Source organism: Aerococcus vaginalis (assembly GCF_053762225.1).
The window spans coordinates 19,996-45,993 of the sequence record NZ_JBSMYC010000003.1 but is presented as its reverse complement, the minus strand read 5'-3'; the positions used below and the strand labels follow the sequence as shown (position 1 = coordinate 45,993).

General features: G+C 45.0%; 22 protein-coding genes. 19 read left to right on the top strand and 3 right to left on the bottom strand.

Translation table 11 applies throughout. From position 1 onward, the window contains the following. Nucleotides 1-6: 6 nt before the first annotated feature. The gene (locus ACWOEX_RS04185) at nt 7-1,368 is read left to right on the top strand and encodes an oligosaccharide flippase family protein (protein ID WP_455298230.1); all 1,362 of its coding nucleotides are present in this window, start codon (nt 7-9) and stop codon (nt 1,366-1,368) included. A gap of 69 nt (nt 1,369-1,437) precedes the next feature. Here the strand turns inward: ACWOEX_RS04185 and ACWOEX_RS04180 are convergent, their stop codons facing one another. Continuing rightward, nucleotides 1,438-2,547 (bottom strand): glycosyltransferase family 4 protein, encoded by a 1,110-nt coding sequence (locus ACWOEX_RS04180; protein ID WP_455298228.1) that lies wholly within the window; start codon nt 2,545-2,547, stop codon nt 1,438-1,440. A gap of 87 nt (nt 2,548-2,634) precedes the next feature. After that, on the bottom strand, nt 2,635-3,348 hold the full coding sequence (locus ACWOEX_RS04175; RefSeq protein ID WP_455298226.1) for a GntR family transcriptional regulator: 714 nt from the start codon (nt 3,346-3,348) through the stop codon (nt 2,635-2,637). Nucleotides 3,349-3,609: 261 nt separating this feature from the next. Here ACWOEX_RS04175 and ACWOEX_RS04170 point away from each other — a divergent pair, with 261 nt between their 5' ends. The 16 genes from ACWOEX_RS04170 to thiM all read left to right on the top strand — a co-directional run bounded on the left by ACWOEX_RS04170 (nt 3,610) and on the right by thiM (nt 22,258). After that, nucleotides 3,610-5,412, top strand: a complete 1,803-nt coding sequence (locus tag ACWOEX_RS04170) for a glycoside hydrolase family 35 protein (RefSeq protein WP_455298224.1) — start codon at nt 3,610-3,612, stop codon at nt 5,410-5,412. A gap of 57 nt (nt 5,413-5,469) precedes the next feature. Beyond that, on the top strand, nt 5,470-5,955 hold the full coding sequence (locus ACWOEX_RS04165; protein ID WP_455298222.1) for a PTS system mannose/fructose/N-acetylgalactosamine-transporter subunit IIB: 486 nt from the start codon (nt 5,470-5,472) through the stop codon (nt 5,953-5,955). Between the two features lie 188 nt (nt 5,956-6,143). Continuing rightward, on the top strand, nt 6,144-7,049 hold the full coding sequence (locus tag ACWOEX_RS04160) for a PTS mannose/fructose/sorbose/N-acetylgalactosamine transporter subunit IIC (RefSeq protein WP_455298221.1): 906 nt from the start codon (nt 6,144-6,146) through the stop codon (nt 7,047-7,049). Next, the gene (locus tag ACWOEX_RS04155) at nt 7,036-7,875 is read left to right on the top strand and encodes a PTS system mannose/fructose/sorbose family transporter subunit IID (RefSeq protein ID WP_455298220.1); all 840 of its coding nucleotides are present in this window, start codon (nt 7,036-7,038) and stop codon (nt 7,873-7,875) included. Before ACWOEX_RS04160 ends, ACWOEX_RS04155 begins: the two co-directional genes overlap by 14 nt. A gap of 63 nt (nt 7,876-7,938) precedes the next feature. Then, the gene (locus ACWOEX_RS04150) at nt 7,939-8,346 is read left to right on the top strand and encodes a PTS sugar transporter subunit IIA (protein WP_455298219.1); all 408 of its coding nucleotides are present in this window, start codon (nt 7,939-7,941) and stop codon (nt 8,344-8,346) included. Between the two features lie 82 nt (nt 8,347-8,428). Then, nucleotides 8,429-9,601 (top strand): SIS domain-containing protein, encoded by a 1,173-nt coding sequence (locus ACWOEX_RS04145; RefSeq protein WP_455298217.1) that lies wholly within the window; start codon nt 8,429-8,431, stop codon nt 9,599-9,601. A 2-nt stretch (nt 9,602-9,603) separates the two neighbouring features. Beyond that, the gene (gene nagA / locus ACWOEX_RS04140) at nt 9,604-10,755 is read left to right on the top strand and encodes an N-acetylglucosamine-6-phosphate deacetylase (RefSeq protein ID WP_455298216.1); all 1,152 of its coding nucleotides are present in this window, start codon (nt 9,604-9,606) and stop codon (nt 10,753-10,755) included. A 104-nt stretch (nt 10,756-10,859) separates the two neighbouring features. Further along, complete coding sequence (gene lacD, locus ACWOEX_RS04135) at nt 10,860-11,855, top strand: tagatose-bisphosphate aldolase (protein ID WP_455298214.1); 996 nt, start codon at nt 10,860-10,862, stop codon at nt 11,853-11,855. Between the two features lie 238 nt (nt 11,856-12,093). Next, nucleotides 12,094-16,395 carry a TIM-barrel domain-containing protein gene (locus ACWOEX_RS04130; RefSeq protein WP_455298213.1) on the top strand — a complete coding sequence of 1,434 codons (4,302 nt, stop codon included), beginning with the start codon at nt 12,094-12,096 and terminating at the stop codon, nt 16,393-16,395. Nucleotides 16,396-16,587: 192 nt separating this feature from the next. After that, on the top strand, nt 16,588-19,140 hold the full coding sequence (gene mprF, locus ACWOEX_RS04125; protein ID WP_455298212.1) for a bifunctional lysylphosphatidylglycerol flippase/synthetase MprF: 2,553 nt from the start codon (nt 16,588-16,590) through the stop codon (nt 19,138-19,140). Nucleotides 19,141-19,151: 11 nt separating this feature from the next. After that, nucleotides 19,152-20,228 carry an alpha/beta fold hydrolase gene (locus ACWOEX_RS04120; RefSeq protein ID WP_455298211.1) on the top strand — a complete coding sequence of 359 codons (1,077 nt, stop codon included), beginning with the start codon at nt 19,152-19,154 and terminating at the stop codon, nt 20,226-20,228. Between the two features lie 22 nt (nt 20,229-20,250). Continuing rightward, nucleotides 20,251-20,523 (top strand): hypothetical protein, encoded by a 273-nt coding sequence (locus ACWOEX_RS04115; protein ID WP_455298210.1) that lies wholly within the window; start codon nt 20,251-20,253, stop codon nt 20,521-20,523. A 15-nt stretch (nt 20,524-20,538) separates the two neighbouring features. Beyond that, the gene (locus ACWOEX_RS04110; protein WP_455298484.1) at nt 20,539-20,772 is read left to right on the top strand and encodes a GNAT family N-acetyltransferase; all 234 of its coding nucleotides are present in this window, start codon (nt 20,539-20,541) and stop codon (nt 20,770-20,772) included. Between the two features lie 124 nt (nt 20,773-20,896). Then, nucleotides 20,897-21,067: an energy coupling factor transporter S component ThiW gene (locus tag ACWOEX_RS04105; RefSeq protein WP_455298209.1), complete on the top strand. Its 171-nt coding sequence runs from the start codon at nt 20,897-20,899 to the stop codon at nt 21,065-21,067. Beyond that, nucleotides 21,043-21,414 (top strand): energy coupling factor transporter S component ThiW, encoded by a 372-nt coding sequence (gene thiW / locus ACWOEX_RS04100; protein ID WP_455298208.1) that lies wholly within the window; start codon nt 21,043-21,045, stop codon nt 21,412-21,414. Before ACWOEX_RS04105 ends, thiW begins: the two co-directional genes overlap by 25 nt. 13 nt (nt 21,415-21,427) lie before the next feature. Next, the gene (gene thiM, locus ACWOEX_RS04095) at nt 21,428-22,258 is read left to right on the top strand and encodes a hydroxyethylthiazole kinase (RefSeq protein WP_455298207.1); all 831 of its coding nucleotides are present in this window, start codon (nt 21,428-21,430) and stop codon (nt 22,256-22,258) included. 63 nt (nt 22,259-22,321) lie between these two features. Here the strand turns inward: thiM and ACWOEX_RS04090 are convergent, their stop codons facing one another. Continuing rightward, on the bottom strand, nt 22,322-22,504 hold the full coding sequence (locus ACWOEX_RS04090; protein WP_455298206.1) for a type II toxin-antitoxin system RelB/DinJ family antitoxin: 183 nt from the start codon (nt 22,502-22,504) through the stop codon (nt 22,322-22,324). Nucleotides 22,505-22,660: 156 nt separating this feature from the next. Here ACWOEX_RS04090 and ACWOEX_RS04085 point away from each other — a divergent pair, with 156 nt between their 5' ends. Then, on the top strand, nt 22,661-25,276 hold the full coding sequence (locus ACWOEX_RS04085; RefSeq protein ID WP_455298205.1) for a glycoside hydrolase family 65 protein: 2,616 nt from the start codon (nt 22,661-22,663) through the stop codon (nt 25,274-25,276). A gap of 10 nt (nt 25,277-25,286) precedes the next feature. Then, entirely contained in the window at nt 25,287-25,943 is a 657-nt protein-coding gene (pgmB, locus tag ACWOEX_RS04080) for a beta-phosphoglucomutase (RefSeq protein ID WP_455298204.1), read from the top strand. Nucleotides 25,944-25,998 lie beyond the last annotated feature (55 nt).

Genomic DNA, 25,998 nt, shown 5'->3' with positions numbered 1-25,998 from the left:
GATAAGATGAAACTTCTTAAAAATATTATCAGTGTTGCGCTCTCGAATATTGTTAATTTCGGGACGAGCTTCATCATTGGATTTATATTACCGACGATTTTATCGGTTAATGACTATGGGAATTATCGAACTTATACCCTCTACTTAAGTATGGTGTATTTATTTAATTTTGGTTTTGCAGATGGTATTTACATCAAATACGGTGGGAAAGAGAATGATGAACTCGATCGCTCGGTCGTACACAGTGAGCATACCTTCTCACTTTTATTGCAACTGTTGATGTTTGTATTAATGCTCGGCTATAGTCTCATACAGAAAAATCCAATTCTGGTACTCTTTTCAGTTGTGACTTTCTTTACCACGATGAATACCTATCATCAGAATTTTCTACAGGCGACGGGAAATTTTAAGGTTTATTCGACGGGAAGCATCGTCAAGAGTGTTACCTATGTCATTATGCTGATGCTAGCAATCTTCGGTTTGCGTTCGGATAACTACCTCGTCTATATTGCGCTGAACGTGTTCAGTGCATTTGTACTGTTTGCTTACTATGAATACTACTTCTATCGCAATGAAGGATTGAATTTTAAATTCAATTTAGAAAATAAATTTGTTCTCTTCCGTGTTGGTTTTCTGATATTGATCGCTAACATGTCGCTAACATTCGTCGGATTGATTGGTAACTGGGTCGTTAAATTTGGTTTCAGTAATGAGACTTTTGCGCAGTATTCTTTCCAGAATTCTATCCTCAATGTCATTTTATTGGTAGTCAATGCGGTCGGCATGGTGTTCTATAATTTACTTGCTAAAAATCAGAATAAAAAAATGATTGCCATGATCAAGAAACTGAGCTTACTCGTTGGGATTATGAGTGGCTTAGCTTTCTTCGTATTCAAGGTCATCATTATTCTGTTCATTAATAAATACATACCGTCTATTGAACTGCTATCGATCACATTCGTTGCGATTCCATACATCGTGATTTCCCGAATTTTGATTGCTAACTTGTATAAGACGCAGCGCACAGAAATGGAGTATTTCCGCGATAGTATCCTGTATGCCGGTTTGTCCTTACTATTTGTCGGTGGTGTTTACTTCGTGACGCATAGTGTACCAGCGATTGCCTGGGGAACGACACTCTGCTACTTATTATGGTATCTTTATGCTTCGCGCTATCAGTTCGTATTTATGAAGAGCAACATGAAAGAATTTGTCTTAATCATTAGTCATATCATCGTGTTTTACATTACGGCGAATCTCTTACCAACTTTTGTAGGGATGCTCGTTTATGCGTTATATCTCGTACTTTTGTTGTGGTTGTTGCGTAAAGAACTCACTAAAGTCATTCAGTATCTCGTTGCTAACTAATGAAAAAACCTACAGAGATAAGTTTTAGAGCTTATCTCTGTAGGTTTTTCTTATGTGATGGATATTGTGCTATTTAGTAATCGCATGATAGATATCGAGGTAGCTCGCCACGATATCATCCCACTTGAACTGTTGACTGTTATCCAAAGCACGATTGACGAATGCTAGATAGTCAGCAGTGATCCTTTCAATACCTGTAAGGAAATCATCTTGATTATTGCGTCTAACACTCGCACCGACTGTATAGTTATCGAAGAAGCTATCGAATCCTTCGTTCGTGGTATACATGACAGGAAGCCCCTGACTCATCGCCTCCACATAGACGAGGCCGAACGTCTCAGGGAATGACAGGAGTGCGAAGATATCCATCTGGCGGTAGATATCTACCATTTCATCTTTTTTTTTCGTACCTAAGTAGTTTACGAATGGATAAGCTTGTAATTTCTGAAGTAAGTTTTTATCCCAATCCTGTCCAACAATATTCAGTTGCGTAGGGCGCGTTTCATTCAATTTCTCGATATTTTTAGCAAGAGTATCGAGATGTTTCACACCGATCACTTTGCCCGTAGCAACAATTTGCAATGGTTCGTGTAACTCGGCTTTTTTATCGGTATAGCGATGTTCATGCCAGAAGTTATCGACACCGTTATAAATAATTTCAGATTTTGCTTTGAATGACGCGCGGCGACGACTAGGTATATATTTGCTGAATACATCATTGTAGTGGTTCTCAGCAATAAAGATGATTTTTTCAGCATGCGCTAAGATGTCGATCCCCACATGCCAGAGCCATTTTGCTTTCTTGAAGAAAGTATCAATATCTGCACTACGTACCGCAACCATGTACGGTGTACCAAAGCGCTTGTGGAGTTGATAAGCAATCCAACCGTTCGAAAATAGAGAATGGGCGTGGATCAGGTCATATTCCTCGAAATCATAACGCGTTAGAATATCTTTTAAAATTTTGTGGTGCTTATAGTGGAAAGAAAAACGATCATTTTGATGATGCGTTCTGACTGTTGTGGTATAGTCGCCGCTCGACGCAATGCGTTCTTCTGGATATTCGTGTGCAATCGGCACGTAGACGTCGATATCAACATCATTTTCAATTTGACGATCAAAAATTTGTTTAAATATCGGTGACGTCGAGTAGTAAGAACAAACGTGTAAAACTTTCATAATTAACCCCTTTAATACGAATAATTAGTCTGATTATAACAAATAATCGTAAATAAAAAGGCGTCACGAAATACCGTGACACGCCTTTTACCCCTGATCATTCGCAATTTTAATTTTGTAGTAATACCATTTTTTATACGATTCCATATAGCGAATCGGTTGTTTCTGGTCATTCGTATAGGTCATGCGCTGCTGTAGGATGGCAGGCTCTGCATTCGAGACGTGCAAGTAGTGCGCAATGCGCTCCGGCAATGGGAAGACGACCTCATCGGTTTCTTCAAAGCAGATTTCCTCTTGCAAGGGAATGCGCTCTTTGAATAATGAAATAACCTGGTTAGGATCATCTAATACCGCATGGCGGATGTCCTCATTCACCGCGTCCGGCCGAATATAGTGAGTCTCAAAGCTGTACGGTTCATTATCACTTTTGAGTATCGTTTCTACACGATAATAGAAGTCATCCTGACAGAGTCCCAACTTATTGAGGAAGTAGGGATCATCTTCTCGCACAGCGGAGAGGATTTCGTTTTCGGGTTCGTCTATTGGGACTGCCTCAATATCCATAAAGTGGACACGCGTATCTTTCTGTGTGTTTTCGACGAAGGTGCCTTTTCCCTGAATGCGGACGAGGAAGCCTTCGTTTTCTAACTCATTGAGCGCTCGAATGGCGGTGATAGAACTGACGCTAAAGGCATCACTCAGTTCTGCTTCCGTATAGAAGCGATCACCCGCCTGGAATTCACCGTCACAAATGCGTGATTTCAACGCATCTTTAATTTTTTGGTATTTGGGAATTCCCATGAGTTGCGCACCTCCTTCACAAATCATTTTCTATTGGTTTTCATTTTAGCACATCTATTAATATAATAATAGCGCTTTCTTTTCGTTTTTGAAAAAATTTCCTCAAGACCGTCACAAAGCGGTTAGTGAAATTTTTATAAAAATTTAAGAATTTGTCCTGAAGTATATTGACAATGAATTGTAAACGATTTAGTATATTGAGTGGAGTTTCGTATCTTATTTCAGATACAATGTTGTCTTTTATGTTATAGGAGGCGTTCGATGACAGCTTTTGAAATCGGTGAGAAGGATTTTCTATTGGATGGCAAATCGTTCAAGATTATGTCCGGTGCGATCCACTACTTCCGTGTACCGAAAGCAGACTGGTATCACTCGTTGTACAACCTCAAGGCGTTAGGTTTCAACACGGTTGAAACTTATGTGCCTTGGAATATGCATGAACCAAAGGAAGGCGTGTTTGATTTCGAAGGGAATAACGACCTCGAAGCCTTTCTCGACACTGCGCAGGAATTGGGACTCTACGCGATCGTGCGTCCAACCCCTTATATCTGTGCAGAGTGGGAATTCGGTGGCTTCCCGGCATGGCTTTTGGAGAAAGATGTTCGCTTGCGTGCGTACGACACTAACTACTTAACTGCGGTTGATAAGTACTACGCTGAACTCTTGCCACGTTTGATCCCTCACCAGTTCGATCGTGGCGGTAACGTCCTGATGTTCCAGGTGGAGAACGAATACGGGTCATACGGCGAAGATAAGGAATACTTGCGTGCCGTTGCGAAATTAATGCGTGCCCATGGACTGACCATGCCATTCTTCACTTCAGATGGTCCGTGGCGTGGTACGGTTCGTGCCGGTAGCTTGGTCGAAGATGGTATTTTGGAAACGGGTAACTTCGGTTCCAAAGCCAAAGAAAACTTCGATGATCTACAATCCTACTTCGATGAGAAGGGCGTTTCCTTCCCACTCATGTGTATGGAATTCTGGGATGGTTGGTTCAATCGCTACAACGAACCGATTATTACCCGTGAAGTGGATGAATTGGTTGAATCCGTGCGCGACTGCTTGCGTTTGGGAAGCATCAACCTCTACATGTTCCACGGCGGGACAAACTTCGGTCCGATGAACGGTTGTTCCTCACGTGGCGATGAAGATCTGCCGCAGATCACATCCTACGATTACGGAGCACCGTTGAACGAACAGGGTAATCCGACTGAAGCCTACTACGCATTGCAGCGTATGGTTCATGAAGAATTCCCTGACGTTGAACAGGCTGAACCGTTGATTAAGGAGACCTTGCCAGAAACGACAGTAGCGTTGACAGACAAGGTGAGCCTCTTCGAAACGCTCGATCAAATCACTGAACCCGTTGTTTCCAAGTATCCAAAAACTATGGAAGCACTCGGTCAGAACTACGGTTACACCTTGTACCGTACTGAATTCGAAAAAGATACCAAAGGCGACGACGAAGAAACGTTCCGTCTCGTCGATGCGAGAGACCGTGCATCGGTTTACTTGAACGAGGAACATCTTGCCACACAGTATCAATTCGAAATCGGTGAGAAGATTAAGACCCCATTAACACAGAAAGACAATCAACTCGATGTCTTGGTAGAGAACATGGGACGTGTCAACTACGGCGCGAAATTAGCCGCTGACACCCAACGCAAAGGTTTCCGTCAGGGAGTCATTGCGGATCTACATTTTATGCTATACTGGAAACAGTATCGCTTGACAATGGAGGATGTGTCTGGGGTGGACTTCAGCCAAGCATGGCACGAAGGTCAACCGGCGTTCTACAAGTACGACTTTACGCTCGATGAAGCGAAGGATACATTTATCGACACGCACGCGTTCGGCAAGGGTATGGTCTTCGTGAACGGGTTCAATATCGGTCGTTACTGGAATGTCGGCCCAGCGCAATCCCTCTACATCCCTGGTGCCTTCCTGAATAAAGGTGAAAACAGTATCGTCGTCTTCGAAACAGAAGGTGAACATGCTGAAGAGATCCACTTGGTGGAACAGCCAGTATTCAGTGACGTGAACGGGGAGTACAAAGCGAAATAGTTTGTTGTTAGTTGTTTAGTATCACTAGTCATTATTTACAAGGAGAGTTGAAGAATTATGGCAATTATTGGTGTACGTATTGATGGTCGTTTAATTCACGGACAGGTTGCAAACTTGTGGGGAAGTAAATTAAACGTTGGACGTTTCATGGTTGTTGACGACCAAGTCGCACAGAGCGACATCGAAAAGAGTGGTTTGAAGTTAGCAACACCAGCTGGTTCTAAATTGAGTGTATTGCCTGTTGAAAAAGCAGCAGCAAACATCAAAGCTGGTAAATATGATTCACAACGTCTCTTCATCGTTGCAAAACGTCCAGAACCATTATTACGTTTAGTTGAAGCTGGCGTTAACATCGAAGAAATCAACGTTGGTAACATGTCACGTACTGACGACACCACTTCTATCACGAAGAGCATCAACGTTGTTCAAGAAGACGTTGACAACTTCAAGAAATTAGAAGAACACGGCGTTAACTTGGTTCAACAAATGGTACCAGCAGATACGCCTAAGAAATTCATGCCTTTATTAGACGAAAAATTCTAAGAGGCATCCCTTATTAATGTGTAAACATTGAAATTCAATTCCGGGACTCTCCCAAAACTGGTAGCAATCAAAGATTTGCTACCAGAGCCATTTTAATTTCGTTATACGGTAGCGGGAAGCCCGGAGATGAATTTTAGTGAAAATTTAATTGTTGTGTTAGTTGTTATTTTTATAGGAGGTTCAGAAACATGTCACTCTCAATTCAATGGTGGCAGATCTTAGTGTTAACACTATACGCTGGCTACCAAATCTTGGACGAGTTACAGCTCTTCTCAGCCCTTAACTCACCAGTATTCGCTGGTATGTTCACTGGGTTAGTAATGGGCGATATGACTACCGGTTTACAAATCGGTGCGTCCATGCAATTGATGGTTTTAGGTGTTGGTACTTTCGGTGGGGCATCTAAGATCGACGCAAACACAGGTGCGATCATCGCAACTGTATTCTCTATCGCTCTCGGTATGTCACCAGAGCAGGCTGTAGGTAGTATCGGGGTTGCCGTTGCAACAATCTTGGTACAGTTAGACATCTTGGCTCGTATGGCCAACACATTCTTCCAACACCGTATCGACGCTGCGATCGAAAATCACGACTACAAAGGTATCGAACGTAACTTCTTAATGGGTGCTTTACCATGGGCATTATCCCGTGCTGTACCAGTTGGTTTGGCATTGTCATTCGGTGCACCTTTAGTAAGTAAGATCGTGGAATACTTGAACGGGCCATTAGCTTGGTTGGGTGAAGGTTTAGGTTTAGCTGGTGCCGTATTACCAGGTGTCGGTTTCGCTATCTTGCTCCGTTACTTGCCAGTAGCAAAACATTTCCCTTACTTGATCTTAGGTTTCACTATCACTGCTATGCTCAAAACATTATTTGACTACTTCACCGGTTTGGGTGGAGCTTTGTCAGAGAGCGTTGAAGGCTTCGCAATGGGATTCAACGGATTACCAATGTTCGCAATCGCTATGCTCGGTTTCGCATTAGGTGCTATCCGCTTCATGCAATCTTCACAACAGAAGACTGCACAACCTGTTCAACAAGCTAGCGCTAACGTAGAAGAACAGGAAGGAGAAATTGAAGATGACGAACTCTAATCCAAACGTTCCAGGAAACCCAAAACAATACAAATTAACTGACAAAGACTTTGCTCAGATTAACCGTCGTAGCTTATTCGGCTTCCAGTTAGGTTGGAACTACGAACGTATGCAGGGTTCCGGTTACTTGTACCACATCTTGCCACAGTTGCGTAAGATGTACGGTGATAACACACCTGAATTGAAACAAATGATGAAGACACACAACCAGTTCTTCAACACTTCTAACTTCTTCAACACCATCGTTACTGGTGTGGACATCGCGATCGAAGAACAACAAGGTATCGACGGTGAAGACACTGTTGCTGGTTTGAAGACCGGTTTGATGGGTTCATTGGCAGCTATCGGGGACTCCGTGTTCGCTGCTTTGATCCCAGCTATCTTCGGGGCCATCGCAGCTTCTATGGCTGCTGAAGGTAACCCAATCGGTATCTTCATCTGGGTTGCTGCTCAGATGGCTATCGTTGCTTTCCGTTGGGCAACATTGAAAGTTGCTTACCGTGAAGGGGTTAACATCGTTACGAACTTGCAACAACGCTTGATCGCATTGACAGACGCTGCAACATTAGTCGGTGTGTTCATGGTTGGTGCCTTGGTTGCTACTATGATTAACGTAACCATTCCTTACGCACCACAAATCGGTGAAGTAACCGTTGACTTCCAGAACTACCTCGACATGATCATGCCACGTATGCTCCCAGCCTTGATCGTTGGTCTCGCATACTGGTTGCTCGGTCGCAAGAACATGACTTCTACTAAAGTTATCTGGATCATGGTTATCTTGAGCGTTATCTTGTCCGCTTTAGGTGTTCTTGCAAAACCTTAATCACTGACGTATGATTAAGGCGGTAATTCGATAATATTGATTTATTTGGAATAGGAGTTTGTAATGACAAAATCTTTAATTTTAGTCAGCCACGGATCATTGTGTGAAGGGTTGAAAGAAACGACTGAAATGATCATGGGACCACAAGAAAACATCTATACGGTTTCCTTGCACCCAGAAGAAGGTCGCGAAGATTTCGAAAAGAAATTTGACGACATTGCTAAAGACTTGGATGACTTTGTCGTGTTCTGTGATTTACAAGGTGGAACACCAAGCAACGTTGTATCTAAGAAGATCATTGAAGGCGAAGATATTGATTTGTATGCAGGTATGAACGTACCAATGGTAATTGCATTTATTAACGGCGAATTATTGGGAACCCCTGTAGACATTGTCGAAGAGACAACTTCTAACATCAGTCATGTCAACGAATTATTGCGTGCGGCAGCCGCTGACGATGATGACGAATAGTAAATGACATTGTGTCAATGAAGGGGCGGGAGTAATTTTCGCCCCTTTATTTGTCGACATGTCGAGTCAAAAGGAGGAAATTATGTACAAAGAATCAGAAGAAAAATTAAAATCTTTAGGCGCTGACATCACTGTCCGCGAAGTTCACCAACAACCGGAACTTTGGGCAGAAGTTTTGGAAAATTACTTGGAAAAACAAGCAGACATCAAAGCATTCTTGAAAGAAATTGCTGACAAACATAACCGCGTGCGTGTCGTATTCGCTGGTGCAGGTACTTCTGCATTTGTCGGTGACACCATCGTTCCACACTTGTCTGAAGTGAACGACCAAAACAAATGGGAATTCCGTGCGATTCCTACCACAGACATCGTTGGTACACCAAAACGTTTCTTACAACACGACGTACCAACCATCTTAGTTTCCTTCGCACGTTCTGGTAACTCTCCAGAATCTGTAGCGACTGTTGAAATCGCTGAGAAGATTGTTGACGACCTTTACCAAATCACCATCACCTGTGCGCCAGATGGTAAATTGGCTCAGAAAGCTGAAAAAGAAGCAGACAACTTGTTATTATTGCAACCTGAACTTTCTAACGATAAAGGTTTCGCGATGACAGGTAGCTACACATGTATGGCATTGACCGCATTGTTAGTCTTTGACCCAGCATCTACGGAAGACAAAAAAGCTTACGTCAACACCATCGTTGAAGCCGGTAAAGCTGTCTTGGATCGCGAAGACGAAATTCAAGCTGTCGTTGACCGCGACTTCGACCGCGTGATCTACCTCGGTTCCGGTGGTTTCTTCGGATTGGCTCGCGAAAGTCAATTGAAAATCTTGGAATTGACAGCTGGTAAGATCGCTACACAGTACGAAACAGCAATCGGTTTCCGTCACGGTCCTAAGTCATTAGTTAACGACAAGACGGTTGTTGTGACATTCGTTTCTAACGAGGACTACACCGAACAATACGATGAAGATTTGATCAACGAAGTCTTCCATGATGAAATCGCTGAAGCAACGATCGCATTAACAGCTGACAAAGAAGACGGCATCGACGCTGACCAGTTCGTTGTTGAACATGGTACAGAAAGCTTGCCAGATGTCTTCTTGAGCTTCCCATACATCTTGTACGCTCAGACATTCGCTGTGATGACTGCCATCAAGATCGGCAACAAACCTGACACGCCATCCCCAACAGGTACGGTAAACCGTGTCGTTAAAGGTGTTATTATCCACGACTTCGAGGAGAAATAATCATGACTAAATTCTACAAAGCAAAAGAAATCATTTTAGAAGACACTACTGTAGAAAATGGTTATTTGGGTGTCAAAGACGGTAAGATCGTAAGCATTGCGAAATCTTTACCAGCAGATGCTGAAATCATTGAAGACTACAGCGACAAAGTGATCGCACCGGGTTACGTGGACACGCACATCCACGGTTTGAAATCTTACGACGTGATGGACATTGACCTCGAAGGTATGAAGATCATGTCTGAAGGTTTGTTCGAAGCTGGGGTAACTTCCTGGCTACCAACCACGTTGACCGATTCCTTCGAAAACTTGGACGCTGTTTGTCATATGATCGGTGACCACCAGGACGAAATCGGCGGTGCCAAGATCAAAGGTATCTTCTTCGAAGGTCCTGCCTTCACTGAAGAACACAAAGGGGCACAGAACCCTAAATACATGGAAGATCCTTCCATCGAACACTTAAAGACTTGGGTTGAGAGCTCACACGGCTTGCTCAACAAGATCGCTATCGCACCAGAACGTGACAACGTGGAAGACTACATCGCCTTCGCAAACACGTTGGGCGTACACGTGACATTGGGCCACAGTAACGCTGGTTACGAAGACGCTGAAAAAGCCTACAACGCAGGGGCTGACGGTTTCTGTCATACATACAACGGGATGAGCGGTTTACACCACCGCGAACCAGGTATGGTCGGTGCCGCATTGTCCCTCGACAACGTTTGGGCTGAGTTGATCTGTGACGGGTACCACGTACACCCAGCAGCTGCTAAAGTTGCGATTAAAGCACGTGGCGTTGACCGCGTCGTTCTCGTTACCGACTCCATGCGTGCCGGTGGTATGGGCGACGGTCCATCTAAATTAGGTGAATTTGACGTAATGGTTAAAGACGGTGCCGCTCGCTTAGTTGACAGCGGTAGCTTAGCTGGTTCCGTCTTACAATTAAAAGACGCCGTGAAGAACGTCGTTTCTTGGGGCGTTGCGACATTGGAAGAAGCCGTACGTATGGCCAGCTTGAACCCTGCCAAATCTGTCGGTATTGACGACGAATGTGGTAAATTAGCAGAAGGCTTTGACGCTGACTTCAACGTATTGGAAGCTAACGGTGAATTAATCGCGACATTCCAAGACGGTGAAAAGAAATTTGAAGCTTAGTTTTCAAAGTCATTTTCATAAAGTATGAAATGGGCTTTTGAAAATATGAAAAATAGGCTATAATGTTTGTAGAATTTCGTATATAGTTTTTAGGAGGACAGATAATGAAATATATTTCTGAAGCGAAGTTAAAACACTTAGAAGCTTTGTCAAATGACAAAAAGGTTATCTCAGCATTGGCAATCGACCAACGTGGTTCTTTACGTAAAATGATTGCTGCAGATGCTGACGAAGGTGCTGACATCCAATCTTTAGTTGAACAGTTCAAAGTAGCTGTTTCTGAAGAATTAACACCTTTCGCTTCTTCCATCTTGTTGGACCCTGAATACGGTATTCCAGCTGCTGAACACCGTGACAGCAACAGTGGTTTGTTACTTTCTTACGAAAAAACAGGTTACGATGCTGACGAACCAGGTCGTTTCCCAGACTTAATCGAGGACCAATCTGCTAAACGTATTAAAGAAGAAGGCGGGAACGCTGTTAAATTCTTACTTTACTACGACCCAGATGAAGGCGACGAAGTTAACGACCGTAAGAAAGCCTTCGTTGAACGTATCGGTGCTGAATGTGAAGCTGAAGAGATTCCATTCTTCCTCGAAATCGTAACTTACGATGCAGAACTCAACGACGAAAAATCTAAAGAATACGCTAAGTTAAAACCTCAAAAAGTTTTAGACTCAGTGAAATTGTTCTCTGAAGACCGTTACAACGTTGACGTGTTGAAATTGGAAGTTCCAGTTAACATGAAATACGTTGAAGGCTTCGATGACGGTGAAGTTCTTTACACCCAAGAAGAAGCTAAAGCTTACTTCAAACAACAAAGCGAAATCACTGACTTGCCATTCATCTTCTTGAGTGCAGGTGTGTCTACACAATTGTTCCAAGACACTTTACGTTTCGCTAAAGAAGCTGGTTCTGAATTCAACGGTGTACTTTGTGGCCGTGCAACTTGGAAAGACTCTATCCCAGAATTTGCACAAAAAGGTGACGAAGCTGCACGTGCTTGGTTAGAAGAAACTGGTAAAGCTAACATCCAATCATTGAACGATGTATTGGAAGAAACGGCTGTACCTTGGACAGACCGTATCGGTACCAAATAATTTGTTGATTATTTATTAAATGAAAGGACGTACGCTCGTACGTCCTTTTTTGCTTGCAAAGACTATTTGAAAGCGTTATACTTATCTTGTTCAATGATTACCCTTTCATTTAAAAGGAGAACATTAATACGCAATCATTGGGGGATGTTCAACATTAAAGTAATCAGACGGTCATAATGCTTGTATTTAAAGTGAATGGAGATGTTTTGGATACATGGTAGGAAAAAATAATCAGCACATGTTACATCAAAAACATGCTGATAAGAATTACACTTATGGTATACGCAAGTTATCAATCGGTGTTGCGTCAGTTGCAGTGAGCGCCTTTATCGGCTTTTCAGGCGCGCAGCCTGTCTTAGCAACCACCGAAACAGCCAATGCACCGGCAGAAACACTATTATCCGCCTCATTATCCGAAGAGGTTCAGGATGACGTTACGACAGATGATGGTGTTGCTGATGATGCAGAATTGGCAGATGACGTTGAAGAATCCATAACGGATGGGGAAGTGCCAACGGAAGACACATCGAACGACCCTTCTGAAACAGTGGAAGATAGTGAATCGGAGGCTGATACTGAAGTTAACGAAACGACGGATACGCAATCCACATCTAAAGTACGGGCATCTTCTGGACCACAAAACGCGGAAGAAGCAATTGATGATTTTAATAAACAAGAACAAGATAAAGGGCCTTCTGAGAAACAGGAATCACTAGGAGCAATCAGTGGTGTACAACAAATTGATGAAGGTCTTTTTGAGGTGGATTATGAGACCGGTCAACAAGGGCGTCTCTATTTCTACGACGATAATATTATTCGCTATTACGTCGATCCAGAGGGCAAATTTGAAGATCCTGAACCGCGTGACCCTGAGCGTCCCGCTGATATTGTGATTGCCGACTTTGATGCGATTGATAAAGTTAAAGTTTCATTAAAAGATACTAAAGAACAAGCCACACTCGCAACCGATGCAATGGCAGTGCAATTGGATAAGAAAAAAGGGACACTGAAACTCTTGAACAGCGCAGGCGAGGTTGTTGTTGAAGAGCTCGAAGCACTTAAAATTTCAAAGACCGATACGACGCAAACACTGAAATCACACGCTGACAGTCAGTACTTCGGTGGTGGGATGCAGAACGGGCGTTTCACCCACAAAGGCCATACAATCAATATTAAAAATGAGAATAGCTGGAATGATGGTGGGGTTTCTTCACCGGCACCATTCTACTGGTCGACAGATGGTTACGGCGTAGTGCGTAATACCTTCCAAGAAGGCACATACGATTTTGAGGATACTGATCCCGAAGCGATCAAAACCAATCACAAAGAGGGGCGCTTCGATGCCTTCTATATCATCGCTGATAAACCTGCAGATATCCTGGATGGTTATTATGAAATCACTGGCACGCCAGTCGTCTATCCTGAATTTGCGCACTATGAAGGCCATTTAAATGGCTTACAGCGTGATTACTGGATTCCGTTACCGGAAGGCGAGCAACCGAAGGATACGGATTTCTATTCAGAGAAAACCGGTAAGTACTACCGTGAATTGAACCCACGAACAGCGATTGAAAATGCTGCGAAGAATCTGCTTCCAGACAATTATGAAGAATTGTCCGATGAAGAGAAAGCGGAGGCGGAAGAAAAAGCAACTTCACAAGCTACCGAAGAATTCGAAGCATTTATCAGTGAATTTGGAGGTATTCTAGAGAAACTCAACGGCGAACCAGGAGACGACGATTACGAGTTTACAGCGCGGGCTTTAATTGAACGCTATGGCGACTATGATATGCCTCTAGGTTGGATTTTGGTTAATGATGGTTACGCTGCTGGTTACGGGCAAGAGGATACCTTAGCGGGTAATATTCAAAACCTGAAAGAATTCCAAGAATGGGCAGAAAAAATGGGAGTTGAAACTGGTCTATGGACACAGTCCGATTTGACACCAGATGAAAGCCTACCTGCCGTTTTACAGCGCGATTTAGCTGCTGAAGTCGGTGAAGCAGGTGTCCGTATCCTCAAGACTGACGTCGCTTGGGTCGGTTCCGGCTATAACTTCGGATTGAATGGAACGGAAATATCCAAGCAAATCATGGAAGAATTTAGCCAAGGCGCACGTCCATTTATTATTACCGTTGATGGTTGGGGCGGTACGCAGCGCAATGCTGGTGTTTGGACCGGTGACCAAGCGGGTGGAAATTGGGAATTCATTCGTTTTCACATTCCAACATACATTGGGACTGGTCTATCTGGTCAACCGAATATCGGTTCGGATGTCGATGGAATCCATGGTGGTTCCAACCCAATTGTGAACACGCGCGATTACCAATGGAAAACATTCACACTCTTCCAGATGAACATGGATGGATGGGGAACCTCACCGAAGAACCCATTTAACTTTAATGCGACCACCACGGATATTAATCGTAGCTACTTGAAACTGAAATCCGCATTGTTGCCGTATGCTTACAGCATCCATCATGATGCGACGGAAGGATTACCACCAGTTCGTGCAATGTTCTTGGACTTCCCTGATGAGAAGATCAATTACACTGATGATGTGAAGTACCAATTCATGTACGGGGATAGTTTCTTGGTTGCACCAATCTATCAGAACACTGCTAGTGATGAGAAGGGTAACGATATTCGTAATGGTATTGTGCTCCCGGCGGGTGAGAACTGGATTGACCTATTCACTGGCGAGGTCTATGAGGGTGGGCAAGTGCTTAATAACTTCGCTGCACCACTTTGGAAATTACCAGTCTTCGTACGTCAAGGAGCAATCGTGCCAGTGAATGAACCGAATAACAGTGTTCAAGAGATTGATCGCACGAAACGCATTGTCGAATTCTATCCGACCGGTGATACTTCATTCACATTAACTGAGGATGATGGGCGGACAACGGCTTATCGTGATGGTGCTGTTGCGAAGACAGAGATCACCTCACATGCTGATGACGCAGGAAATGTTACCTTAACAATCGGTAAGACCACGGGTGAGTACGAGGGGTACATTAAAGACAAGCAAGCACAATTCAACGTGAACCTTACCGCTAAACCAGACAGTGTCAAATTATTCATTGGTGACCGAGAAGTCCAATTGAGTGTAGTGGACAATTTAGAGGACTTCAATAAAGGAGAGAATGTGGTCTTCTATGATGAGAAGCCGAACCTCAACCAATTCTCTTCTGAAGATGGGGATTACTATGGTAAGGAACTAATTAAGAATCCAGTGCTCCGTGTGAAATCGGAAGCGTTTGATACTACTAGCAATGATGTTCGTTTGGAATTAACAGGTTACACTTACGACAATGACAAATTCGAGGCGTACGGTGAAGAAACTGGCGAAGCCCCAGCGATCACTGATAACGTCGCAACCCCAACAACGTTGCAGGTGGCTTGGAATGCGGTTGAAGATGCTGATCATTACGAATTGGAAGCGGATGGTGTTCGCTACACGCAACTGACTACAACGGACTTTACCCACGAAAACTTGAGTTATGATTCAGAACACACTTATCGCGTACGCGCTGTTCGTGCGGACAACACTACGACACCGTGGAGTCAACTTGTGACTCTGCGTACAGCGGAGGATCCGCGCGTTAATATCATTCAAAATGTAAAAGTTAGCGCAGACAAGGCCGAGCAGCCGGGCGAAGAGATTGCGAACTTGGCAGACGGTGATACGAATACGCGTTATCACTCCCAATACGGGGTTCAAGCAACGCCAGAAACGATTACTTTCGAATTTGGTGACGTAGAATCGCTCGATAAATTTGATTACGTGCCACGTCCTGACGGTGGTAACGGGACGATTACCGAGCTGACGGTTGAATACAGTGAGGATGGCGAAAACTGGCAATCGATCGGTGATGCAATTACCTGGGCTGGCGACAACAAAGTGAAATCCGTTGATTTAGCTGGCATCAATGCGAAATTTGTTCGCTTTAACGTCACAGGCGCAGTCGGTGACTTCGTTTCTGGTCAGGAAGTTTCGTTCTATCGTGTCCCACAACCGCGCGATAAAGCACCGTACGAAGGGCACGCATTCACGGATGGTGAAGTATCCGAACTGGCACATCTAGCTACGAAATCGCAACTCGCTTATCTGGATAGCTTAAAAGCTCAAGAGGATGACGAAGACAATCCTTCTGAGGGTGGCGACGATGATAATACTCACATCGATCAAGGATCGCAGAGCACGATTGATCAGCCGACTGATACTGGAGATGGTACGGAATCTGGAGATACCACAACGGATGACACCTTACCTGGTGCCGGCGTATTACCGGGTACGGATGCAGAAACCTCATACCCCACAGATACGCACACGCAGGCGACAGCTGGTACGCTAGGTCATGCGACAGTCAAAGCTGAGACGTTGGCATCAACGGCGCAGACTGAAGCAACGACACAACCAGAAGCAGCCGATGCTCAGACAGCGCGCTTACCGCAGACAGGCTTAGCCACAGCAGGTTTAGGTATCGGTCTGTTGATGAGTGGTATCGGTTCCGCCTTTGCATTCAAAAAACGTGACTAATCGTTAAATAAAAACATACCGTGTGTTTATGGCACACCAATTCAGAGGAAGAGTGTAACGTCAATAGGCGTTACGCTCTTTTTTGTTTAGGATTTTCTTTAGATTTGCCTAAAAATCCTCGTTTGAGTTGTTTGACGATTATAATAATGGCGTATATTAACACGTTTATCGTGTACAGAGGGGGAGAATGCGATGGCAAGACTACGGCAATTGTTCAAGTGGATAAAGGTGATTTTCTTCTTTACGATCGTGATCATTGTTGGTGTGGAATTTAAGCAATTATTAGCGCAGACGTCACTAGATGGAATCTCAGAAGGACTCGCTGTCCTGAAATGGTGGCAGGTGCTCGGTATGTTAGTGGCCGGGATACTCGCGGTATTACCGTCACTCGGTTATGACCATCTCTTTTTGGAGAGTGCCGGAAAGAAAATCTCGTTTAGGGAGCTCTTGCGTACCAGCTACGGCATCAATGGGATCGATAACTTCGTCGGTTTCGGTGGACTCGTCAGCGTGACACTGCGGACGAGTTACTACAGCGATGAGAGCGAGGAGGATAAACGGCGCTTTATTCAGCTCTGTACGAATACCGTACCGTTCTTGATCTCTGGGATGGGTGCCATGAGTTTGATCGCGTTCATCCTGACCTGGTTTGATACACAGGCATATTCCTTATTTAATCAGCTGATCCTACTCATGATGGCGATCGGTATTCCGACCGTTTTGATTGGATTTAATAAGTTAAATACTGGCTATGTCGGCGACGTTCCCGTACCGATTCAGATTAAATATACGATCACATCGACGTTTGAATGGGCAGCCTACGTGACGTGTTTCCTGCTCATCGGACAATTTTTAGGCTATCATTTTTCATGGATTACCATCTTTGTGGGGGTCATTCTCGCCGAAATTGCAGGTTACTTCTCCTTCATTCCAGGGTCAATCGGGTCGTTTGATTTAGTCATGATCGGTTTCCTCACGCTCGATGGATTCACCTATGAACAGAGCATGATCTGGGTGCTGCTCTTCCGCATCGCCTACTATGTCGTACCGTTCATCATCGCGAGTGTGATTTTCCTCGATCACTTTTTGAAAAAATACACCACGAAAACCAAAGAACAGACCAAGTTCTTCTTGGAAAATGTGTTCCACCTTGTAGCGATCGGGATGATGCTTTTGTTTGCGGTGGTATTGATTGTCTCTGCGACCATTCCCGATCAGTTACGCAATGTCGCGTGGCTGAACACATTGAATCCCGTGTACGCGAATTTGATCTGGCAGTTCCCAAGCCTCTTGATCGGGTATCTTTTAGTCTTGATTTCCCGATTATTAATCAATAAACAGCACCTCGCCTTCAATTTTTCGATGGTGTTACTCACATTGACACTCTTATACGGGAACGTGACCGGCTTCAGTTTAGCGACGTCGATCTATATTGTGATCATTATGATGCTGATCTGGCTCAGCCGTTCGCTCCTCTACCGTCAACAGTTTATCTATTCGTGGGAAGCAGGAACGATCGACATGATCACCGTTACGGGACTCACACTCTTATTTATCTTCTTCTATTGGTACAATTCACCGATTACCGGACAGAAACAATTCACGCAGTTGATGAGTGTTTTCCACGATCAGCATACGGTCGGATTGCTTGTCTTCCTCATTACGATCATTGCGATTGTCTGGTGGGGGCTTTTGGAATTTATGAAACGTGGCCACGTCACTATCGAAGAAGAGGCTGATACCGAACGCGCCCGCCAACTGCTCGAACATTACGGCGGCCACGATGACTCCGGACTTGTTTTTCTCAAGGATAAAGAACTCTTCTGGGTCAAGGACCAAAACGGTGAAGACCGCGTCGCTTTCCAACTCATGACCGTCAACAATAAAGTCATCGGCATGGGCGAACCATTTGGAGATGATGACTATTTGGAAGAAGCGCTCGATGATTTCGTGCGTCGCTGCGATCGCTACGGTTATGCGGTCGTCTTCTACGAAATTTCAGAACGACTCACCTTGAAACTCCACGAATATGGCTATCACTTTATGAAAGTAGGTGAGAGCGGTGTGGTTGATCTCGATGCGTTCACGCTCTCCGGTAAGAAGAAACGCCCACTGCGCTACGTCATCAATAAATTTAGCGGGGACGGTTATCGCTTTGAAATCGTCCATGCGCCGCACAGCGAGGTACTACTCGATAAACTCGAAACGATTTCTGATGAATGGCTCAACGGTCGCGATGAAAAAGGATTCTCCATGGGCTTCTTCGATCGTGAGTATCTGCAAATGGGCGATATTGCCGTCGTTTACGACACCAACGATGAACCGATCGCTTTCGCAAATATCATGCCCGTCTACGAAAAAGGCATGATGTCGATCGACTTAATGCGTTATAATCCAGATAATGCGCCGAACAGTTTGATGGATTATCTGTTCATCAACCTGTTTCTCCATGCGAAGGAATCAGGGTATCAGACGTTTGATCTTGGTATGGCGCCCCTCTCCAAAGTGGGGCACGATCCGCACAGCTTCACGCTCGAACGCCTAGCATACTACGTCTATCTGTTTGGTACACGCATCTATTCATTCCAAGGACTCCGCAGCTACAAAGAAAAATTTGCGCGTCTCTGGATATCCAAATATATCAGTTTCAGTCACGGCTCCTGGCGACTCTATTCCATCATCGCCTTACTACTGGCGACCGGTCGAACCGTTAAAGTTTCTAAGGGGCATCAAATCAATAGATAGTGTGAATTAAAATGTGGAAGATTATTGGGCTCGGTCTATTACTGTTTTTGTTGGGGATTATCGCTCTGACTCTCATCACTCGTTTCAAACATCGTTGCCAGATTAAGATTGACCCCAATATCGGGATCGAAGCGGACGGCTATGTGTGCATTGGCGATTTATCGCAGTACGTACAGATCCGCGGACAACACAAAGATAATCCGCTGCTCGTTTTGATACACGGTGGGCCGGGTGAGCCGTTTGCGTTCCTCTCCTATGCGTGGCAATTACGGTTGGAGGAGGAATACACCGTAGTGCACTGGAATCAGCGACAATCGGGACGCACGTATTTTGCGAACCGCAAACGCGAGTTTCAGGTGTCATTTGAGACGTTAGTTACCGATCTCGATGAATTAGTGGATAAGCTGTCGTGGCAGTTTGATCGGCCGATTTTTTTGATGGGGCATTCCTGGGGAACAGCGATCGCTGTTGAATATATCAGTCGTCATCCCAAAAAAATTGCCGGCTATATTGGGGTTGGGCAGATGGTCGATTATGCGAAGGAAGCAGAAATCGCCTATCAACACGCCTATAACCTCGCAGCATACGCTGACGATACCGACTATCTCGCTGAGTTACGGCACAGCTTCCATCTGCTGACTAAGAAATTAAAACAAGCGAGACACTCACCGAAGACGATGGCGAAGTTCGATGCGAAGAAGACGGAGTATCTGGATCAAAAAACGATTCAGACAAAGCTCAAAGTCGCCTGGTACAGTATCACGTCGCCGCTTCTAACGATGCGCGATCTGCAGTGGTTACTCCTCGAAGTGTTTGATGAGAAACGTTACCATCAGATACAAGCACCGCTCACGAAATTCATGATGAAATATCAAAATACGCATTATACGTTTCAACTACCGGTGATTTGGCTCGCCGGCGATGAAGATTATGAAACTCCCTATACACTGGTGAAAGCATATGTCGAAAAGGTGACCGCACCAGCGAAGGCTTACATCGAGCTGCACGGTGTCGGGCACTCTGCTTTTTTGGAAGATGGGGATTTGTTCTGCGAGACGGTCATTCAAAGTCTTGAGCCTTACCGCTAATCGCTGTGAAGGAGGATGTCGTATGGCACTACAATTAAAATTACCCAGTGAACACTATGCAGAGCAAGTGATGGCTTACCGCGAAGCGATGCTTAGGAATGGTGATTCACTCGATGGCTGTGCAGGTCTAGAAGATACGACAAGTTTTGAAGAATGGGTGGCTTTTGATCGGCGTTTGAGTGAACGTTATGGCGAGCACGTCACCCCATCAACGGTATACCTCGCTGTACGTGAAGCGGATGATCAGTTGGTCGGCATCGTACAATATCGTTCGCCACTGACGCCGTTTTTATAAAAACACGGCGGCCATATTGGCTACAGTGTGCATCCTGATGAACGTCAAAAAGGCTACGCTACCGAGATACTTCAACATATCCTAGCTATTTGCCGAGCAATTGGAGAGTCAGAGATCCTGCTGACCTGTGATAAACGAAATATTGCCTCCCGAAAAACCATTCAAAATAATGGTGGCGTATTGATCGATGAGTTAGAAGAAAGTAACGGTCGGATCACACAGCGGTTCAGGATTGCGTTACAGAAATAACGAATCATTCTAGAAAGCACGACAAAGTTGTCGTGCTTTTTAGTTTAATTTGAGCGATGATAACGCTATACTCAACGTAGGATAATGTGTGCCAACTGTATCCTGAAAGGGGAAACCCGAAATAATGAATAATAAAGACACACGTAAGCTCGCTATGGCTGCACTATTTACCGCAGTGGCAGTGGTCGGCAGTCTCTTCCAGATTCCAGTGCTCGGAAGTAAGATGGCACCTGCACAGCACTTTATTAATGTCATGTGTGCCGTCACGTCATGCTCGGCCCGTGGTATGGACTAGGGAGCGCCTTTCTCGCCTCTCTGATTCGCAATCTCTTGGGAATCGGTGGACTGATGGCTTTTCCGGGTAGTATGTTCGGAGCCTTTCTCTGTGGCATCGTGTACTGGAAGACGAAGAATTTGCCCGCCACATTGGTCGGTGAAGTGTTTGGGACAGCCGTCCTCGGTGGTATCGGTGCCTACCCGATCGCAATTTATTTGATGGGCGTCGATGCAGCTAAAATCACTATTTTTGCCTATGTCTTTCCATTCTTCCTATCGACATTTGCCGGTGCGATTCTCGCCGGGATCGTCGTTATTGCGATGGAAAAGACGGGCACACTCAATCATATGAAGCGTAGCTTATAAGTGGAGGTATAGTATGTTAGGAGAAATGCTTAAGAATGTTAGAGAACAAGAACCTTTAATCCATAACATCACGAATAATGTAACGGTGAACGATGTTGCGAATGTGATCTATGCCGCGGGTGGTGCGCCAACGATGGCCGATACACCTGAAGAAATGGCAGAGATTACCGCAGGAAGTACTGCGTTAACGATCAATATCGGCACGCTCAACCCGGGGACGATCGAAGCGATGAATGTTGCGGCGAGAGAAGCCACGAAGGTCAATCATCCGATCGTGCTCGATCCGGTTGGTGTCGGCGCTTCAGAATTGCGTATGCGAACAGCACGAGATCTCGTCTTACCAGAGGATATTCACCTGACTGCGATTCGCGGTAATATATCAGAGATTAAATCACTCGCCGGCAATCAGAGTGGGGCGAGCGGTGTCGATGCTTTAGAATCCGACGTGGTTACGGATGAGAATTTAGCTGAGACAGCTGCGTTTATCAAAGACTACGCTAAGGAAATTGATGCGGTCATTGCGGTTACTGGAGCGATCGATATTGTCGCTGATGCGAATACCGCCTACGCGATCCGAAATGGGGACGCGATGATGTCCACCATTACGGGAACGGGGTGCCAACTAAGCGCGCTCGTTTCAACCTTTATCGCAGCCAACCAAGACGAACCGCTCAAAGCCGCTGCAGCAGCCGTCAACATGATGGGTGTCGCTGGTGAAATTGGTAAAACACATCTGCCAGACTATGCAGGTAACGCCTCATACCGCACGGCGATCATCGACGCAGTTTTCAACATGACACCGGAATTACTCGATGAAAAAGCTAAAATTGAAGAAATTAAATAATAAAGAATAAAGAGAAAACGGACTGCCTCAGTTGTATTGGGGGAGTCCGTTTTTTATGTGTGGTTATTGATTGAAAGGCAATCCCTGATTTTTAACGACAGATTCTAGAAATACTAAAATGCCGTCTTCAAAGTCCATGCCATATTCATTGAATACTTTCGTAGCTTCAGCTTTGAGCGCTTCGTCCAATTCCATCGTTAGTGTGGTTTCGTCTATGATAGTGACCTGCTTTCTACTAAGTATCAAAAATTTTATCCTAAAACAATCACAAAAGGGAATCAAAAAGACTATTGATTTTTCCTTGAACTAAACCGCTTTTTTGATTACACTTATAGATGAACATGTATATACAAGAAAACGAGAAAATAAAACATCAAACATGCACCTAAATAGGAGGGCGACATGACAGTTATTGAAATCAGACCAAACGACACGGAATGGACGATTCGTGGAATCCACGGTGAGGAAGCGACAGTGGCTGGAAGTGATGTAGAACGTCTAGCAGCGATTGACCAGTTCATCGATGAATATCACATCACAGGTGGTGCGATCACGACACCTACAATGGTTGCGTTAGAGGATAAAACGGTAGATTTCGCCGATTATCTCTCCAAAAAGCACCAACAACCATTCATCTACAGTACGCTCGATAATTATATGGCAGATAAGGCGGATTGGTTGTGGACCATCAGGGATGAATACTTGAAATCAGGCAACGACGCTTATGCGAGTGAATCCCTGTTGACAGTAGGGAATGGTTATCTCGGTTTGCGCGGGGCGACACCTGAAATGACGATCTCAGACGATACCTATCCCGCCTTATACCTTGCAGGATTATATGACGAAGCGACGTCTGATATTAATGGCAATGCGATTACGAATGAGGACTTCGTGAATGCACCGAATATGCAGCGCATGTACGTCAAGAATGGTGACGAAGTGGTCGATTTAACGACACAGAAGATTATCGATTTTTCGCGATCCCTCGATCTGAAAACAGGATTATTTCGCTCAGCAGCGACGGTTCAGCTGACAGATGGTAAGCAACTCACTTTAGCATCGAAGCGTATCGCGAATATGCAAAACGTGCACGAATACAGCATTCAATACAGTGTCACGCCGAAAAATTTCTCTGGTGAAATGACGTTAATGAGTGAGGCGTGCGGTGATGTTTTCAATTACAATGTCGCACGCTATCGCGATCTCAATCAGAAGCACTTGCACGTCGTTGATTTGAGCGCTGATCAGTCACGAATGACCTTGGTTGCGGAAACATTGACGTCGAAGATTCAAGTCTCACAGACAGCGCAGTTGTTTTTCCCAGAACGTATCGATGACTCGGCACTAGAGACGGTATTCGGTGATGAAACGATCACCCAGCAATTAACCTTCGATGCCAGAGAAGGGGACACCTACACCTTCGAAAAGACGGTTCACGTTTCCACGAGTATGGATGATGAAGCGCAAGTACCGGAGATATTGCCTGATTTTGAGACGAGTTATCAACAATCAGAAGAAGCTTGGCAGGAACTCTGGAAAGAGAGCCATGTACAAATTGTCGGTGATGATTACGCGCAACGCTTGATGAACTTGAATACGTTCCACGTGCTCGTTTCGGCATCTCCAAACGCTTATCAGGAATCGCCAGGTCACGGCTTAACCGCGCGTGGTTTACATGGGGAAGCGTACCGCGGCCATGTGTTCTGGGATGAATTATTCATCTTGCCGTTTTACATCGCGCATTTCCCAGAAACCGCACGCGAACTCTTGCGCTACCGCTATTTACGTCTCGACGAATCGAAAAAAGCTGCCGAGGAAGCTCGCTATGCTGGGGCGATGTTCCCATGGCAGTCAGGTGAGGATGGTTCCGAACAATCACAGTCGAGCCATCTCAATCCGCTCAGCCAAGAGTGGACGCCGGACAACAGTCGCCTGCAACGCCACGTGTCATTAGCGATTGCCTATAATGTGTGGTTGTACTGGACGAATACGCACGATGAGGACTATATGCAGGCAGAAGGGCTCGAACTCCTAGTCGAAATTACGAAATTCTGGCAGAGTACGACGTCTCGTGACGAAACAGGCGAGCGTTACGACATTAAAGGCGTGATGGGGCCGGATGAATTCCACGAAGAATACCCAGATGGCAAGACACCGGGACTCACCAACAATACATATACCAATGTGATGGTTTCCTGGTTGTTCGATACGATGGCAAAAATGGCGAAAATTTTCCCAGACACGTTTGATGAACTCACATCAGATGGTGAGGCAATGCTTCAACAGCTCGCTGACATTCGCACACATCTCAATCTCGAACTGACAACGGACGGACTTTTAGCGCAGTACAAAGGCTTCTTTGACCTCGCAGATATTGACTTGGATGCTTACCGTGAGAAATATCAGAACATTCAACGTATGGATCGCATTTTGTCGGCGGAAGGTAAGGATATCAACGCCTACAAGGTCGCAAAACAGGCGGATACGATGATGTTGTTCTTTAATTTTGCTACGTCACAAGTCACGACGCTATTGACGGAAATGGGTTATGAAATGCCAGAAGACTACATGGCGAAGAACTTCGACTACTACATTAATCACACATCGCACGGTTCGACATTATCGCGTGTCGTTTACGCCGCGCTCGCGGGTCGCTTAGATGATGTGGATCAGATGTGGACACTCTATCGAGAAGCGCTCGGTTCCGATTATGATGATATCCAAGGAGGCACCACCGCGGAAGGGATTCACCTCGGTGTCATGGCGACGACCGTCACGTTCCCACTGACTGTATTCGCAGGGATCGAATTAATGAATGAACAACTCGTTCTGAACCCAGAACTCCCTGAACAGTGGCGTGCCGTCTCATTCAATATTCAGAAACAACAGGTCAATTACGATATCACGCTAGCACACGACGCAGTGACGATTACCGCTGATCAGGACAGTGATGTCGTGATTGGCGATCAGACCGTTAGCCTCACTGCAGACCAAACACAGACGATTGCAATCAAATAAGGAGCATTTTATGACTGAAAAAGCATTTATTTTTGACTTAGATGGTGTCATTGTCGATACCGCCGAATTCCACTACGTCGCTTGGAAAAATCTCGCCGACCGCATCGGGATCAGTATCGATCGCAAATTTAACGAACGTCTCAAAGGAATCAGCCGTATGGAATCACTGGAACGTATCCTCGTGCACGGTGACATGGCGGATAAATTATCTGACGAAGAGAAAGAGAAGCTCGCTGCTGAGAAGAACACGGAATATGTTGCCCTACTGCAGCAGCTCACGCCAGTCGATGTTTTCGATGGTTTGATTGATTTTCTCACTGAAGCGAAAGCACTCGGTATTCACTGTGTGATCGCCTCCGCATCGAAGAATGCGCCGCTCATTTTAGAAAAATTAGAGATTGCGGATTATTTCGATGGCATTGTGGATCCAGCCACATTGACGAAAGGGAAACCGGATCCTGAAATTTTCTTAAAGGCGGCAGCAAGTGTCGATACCGAACCAGCGCATGCGATCGGTTTTGAAGATGCGGAAGCGGGGATCGAGGGGATCAAAGCTGCCAGCATGTTTGCGGTTGGGTTTGAATCGAACCATCCACTACCAAAAGCAGATCTTACGGTGCATGATTGGTCAGAAATATCCCCCAAAGCGCTACTTGAACACATTTAATCGGTGATTTTTGTAGTCGAATCGCCGAGAGTTCGATATACTGTGTACCGGACTT

Bases quoted from the DNA above. Each gene is read 5' to 3' on its own strand.
- ACWOEX_RS04185 (WP_455298230.1), top strand. From the start codon at position 7: ATGAAACTTCTTAAAAATATTATCAGTGTTGCGCTCTCGAATATTGTT.
- ACWOEX_RS04180 (WP_455298228.1), bottom strand. From the start codon at position 2,547: ATGAAAGTTTTACACGTTTGTTCTTACTACTCGACGTCACCGATATTT.
- ACWOEX_RS04175 (WP_455298226.1), bottom strand. From the start codon at position 3,348: ATGGGAATTCCCAAATACCAAAAAATTAAAGATGCGTTGAAATCACGC.
- ACWOEX_RS04170 (WP_455298224.1), top strand. From the start codon at position 3,610: ATGACAGCTTTTGAAATCGGTGAGAAGGATTTTCTATTGGATGGCAAA.
- ACWOEX_RS04165 (WP_455298222.1), top strand. From the start codon at position 5,470: ATGGCAATTATTGGTGTACGTATTGATGGTCGTTTAATTCACGGACAG.
- ACWOEX_RS04160 (WP_455298221.1), top strand. From the start codon at position 6,144: ATGTCACTCTCAATTCAATGGTGGCAGATCTTAGTGTTAACACTATAC.
- ACWOEX_RS04155 (WP_455298220.1), top strand. From the start codon at position 7,036: ATGACGAACTCTAATCCAAACGTTCCAGGAAACCCAAAACAATACAAA.
- ACWOEX_RS04150 (WP_455298219.1), top strand. From the start codon at position 7,939: ATGACAAAATCTTTAATTTTAGTCAGCCACGGATCATTGTGTGAAGGG.
- ACWOEX_RS04145 (WP_455298217.1), top strand. From the start codon at position 8,429: ATGTACAAAGAATCAGAAGAAAAATTAAAATCTTTAGGCGCTGACATC.
- nagA (WP_455298216.1), top strand. From the start codon at position 9,604: ATGACTAAATTCTACAAAGCAAAAGAAATCATTTTAGAAGACACTACT.
- lacD (WP_455298214.1), top strand. From the start codon at position 10,860: ATGAAATATATTTCTGAAGCGAAGTTAAAACACTTAGAAGCTTTGTCA.
- ACWOEX_RS04130 (WP_455298213.1), top strand. From the start codon at position 12,094: ATGTTACATCAAAAACATGCTGATAAGAATTACACTTATGGTATACGC.
- mprF (WP_455298212.1), top strand. From the start codon at position 16,588: ATGGCAAGACTACGGCAATTGTTCAAGTGGATAAAGGTGATTTTCTTC.
- ACWOEX_RS04120 (WP_455298211.1), top strand. From the start codon at position 19,152: ATGTGGAAGATTATTGGGCTCGGTCTATTACTGTTTTTGTTGGGGATT.
- ACWOEX_RS04115 (WP_455298210.1), top strand. From the start codon at position 20,251: ATGGCACTACAATTAAAATTACCCAGTGAACACTATGCAGAGCAAGTG.
- ACWOEX_RS04105 (WP_455298209.1), top strand. From the start codon at position 20,897: ATGAATAATAAAGACACACGTAAGCTCGCTATGGCTGCACTATTTACC.
- thiW (WP_455298208.1), top strand. From the start codon at position 21,043: ATGCTCGGCCCGTGGTATGGACTAGGGAGCGCCTTTCTCGCCTCTCTG.
- thiM (WP_455298207.1), top strand. From the start codon at position 21,428: ATGTTAGGAGAAATGCTTAAGAATGTTAGAGAACAAGAACCTTTAATC.
- ACWOEX_RS04085 (WP_455298205.1), top strand. From the start codon at position 22,661: ATGACAGTTATTGAAATCAGACCAAACGACACGGAATGGACGATTCGT.
- pgmB (WP_455298204.1), top strand. From the start codon at position 25,287: ATGACTGAAAAAGCATTTATTTTTGACTTAGATGGTGTCATTGTCGAT.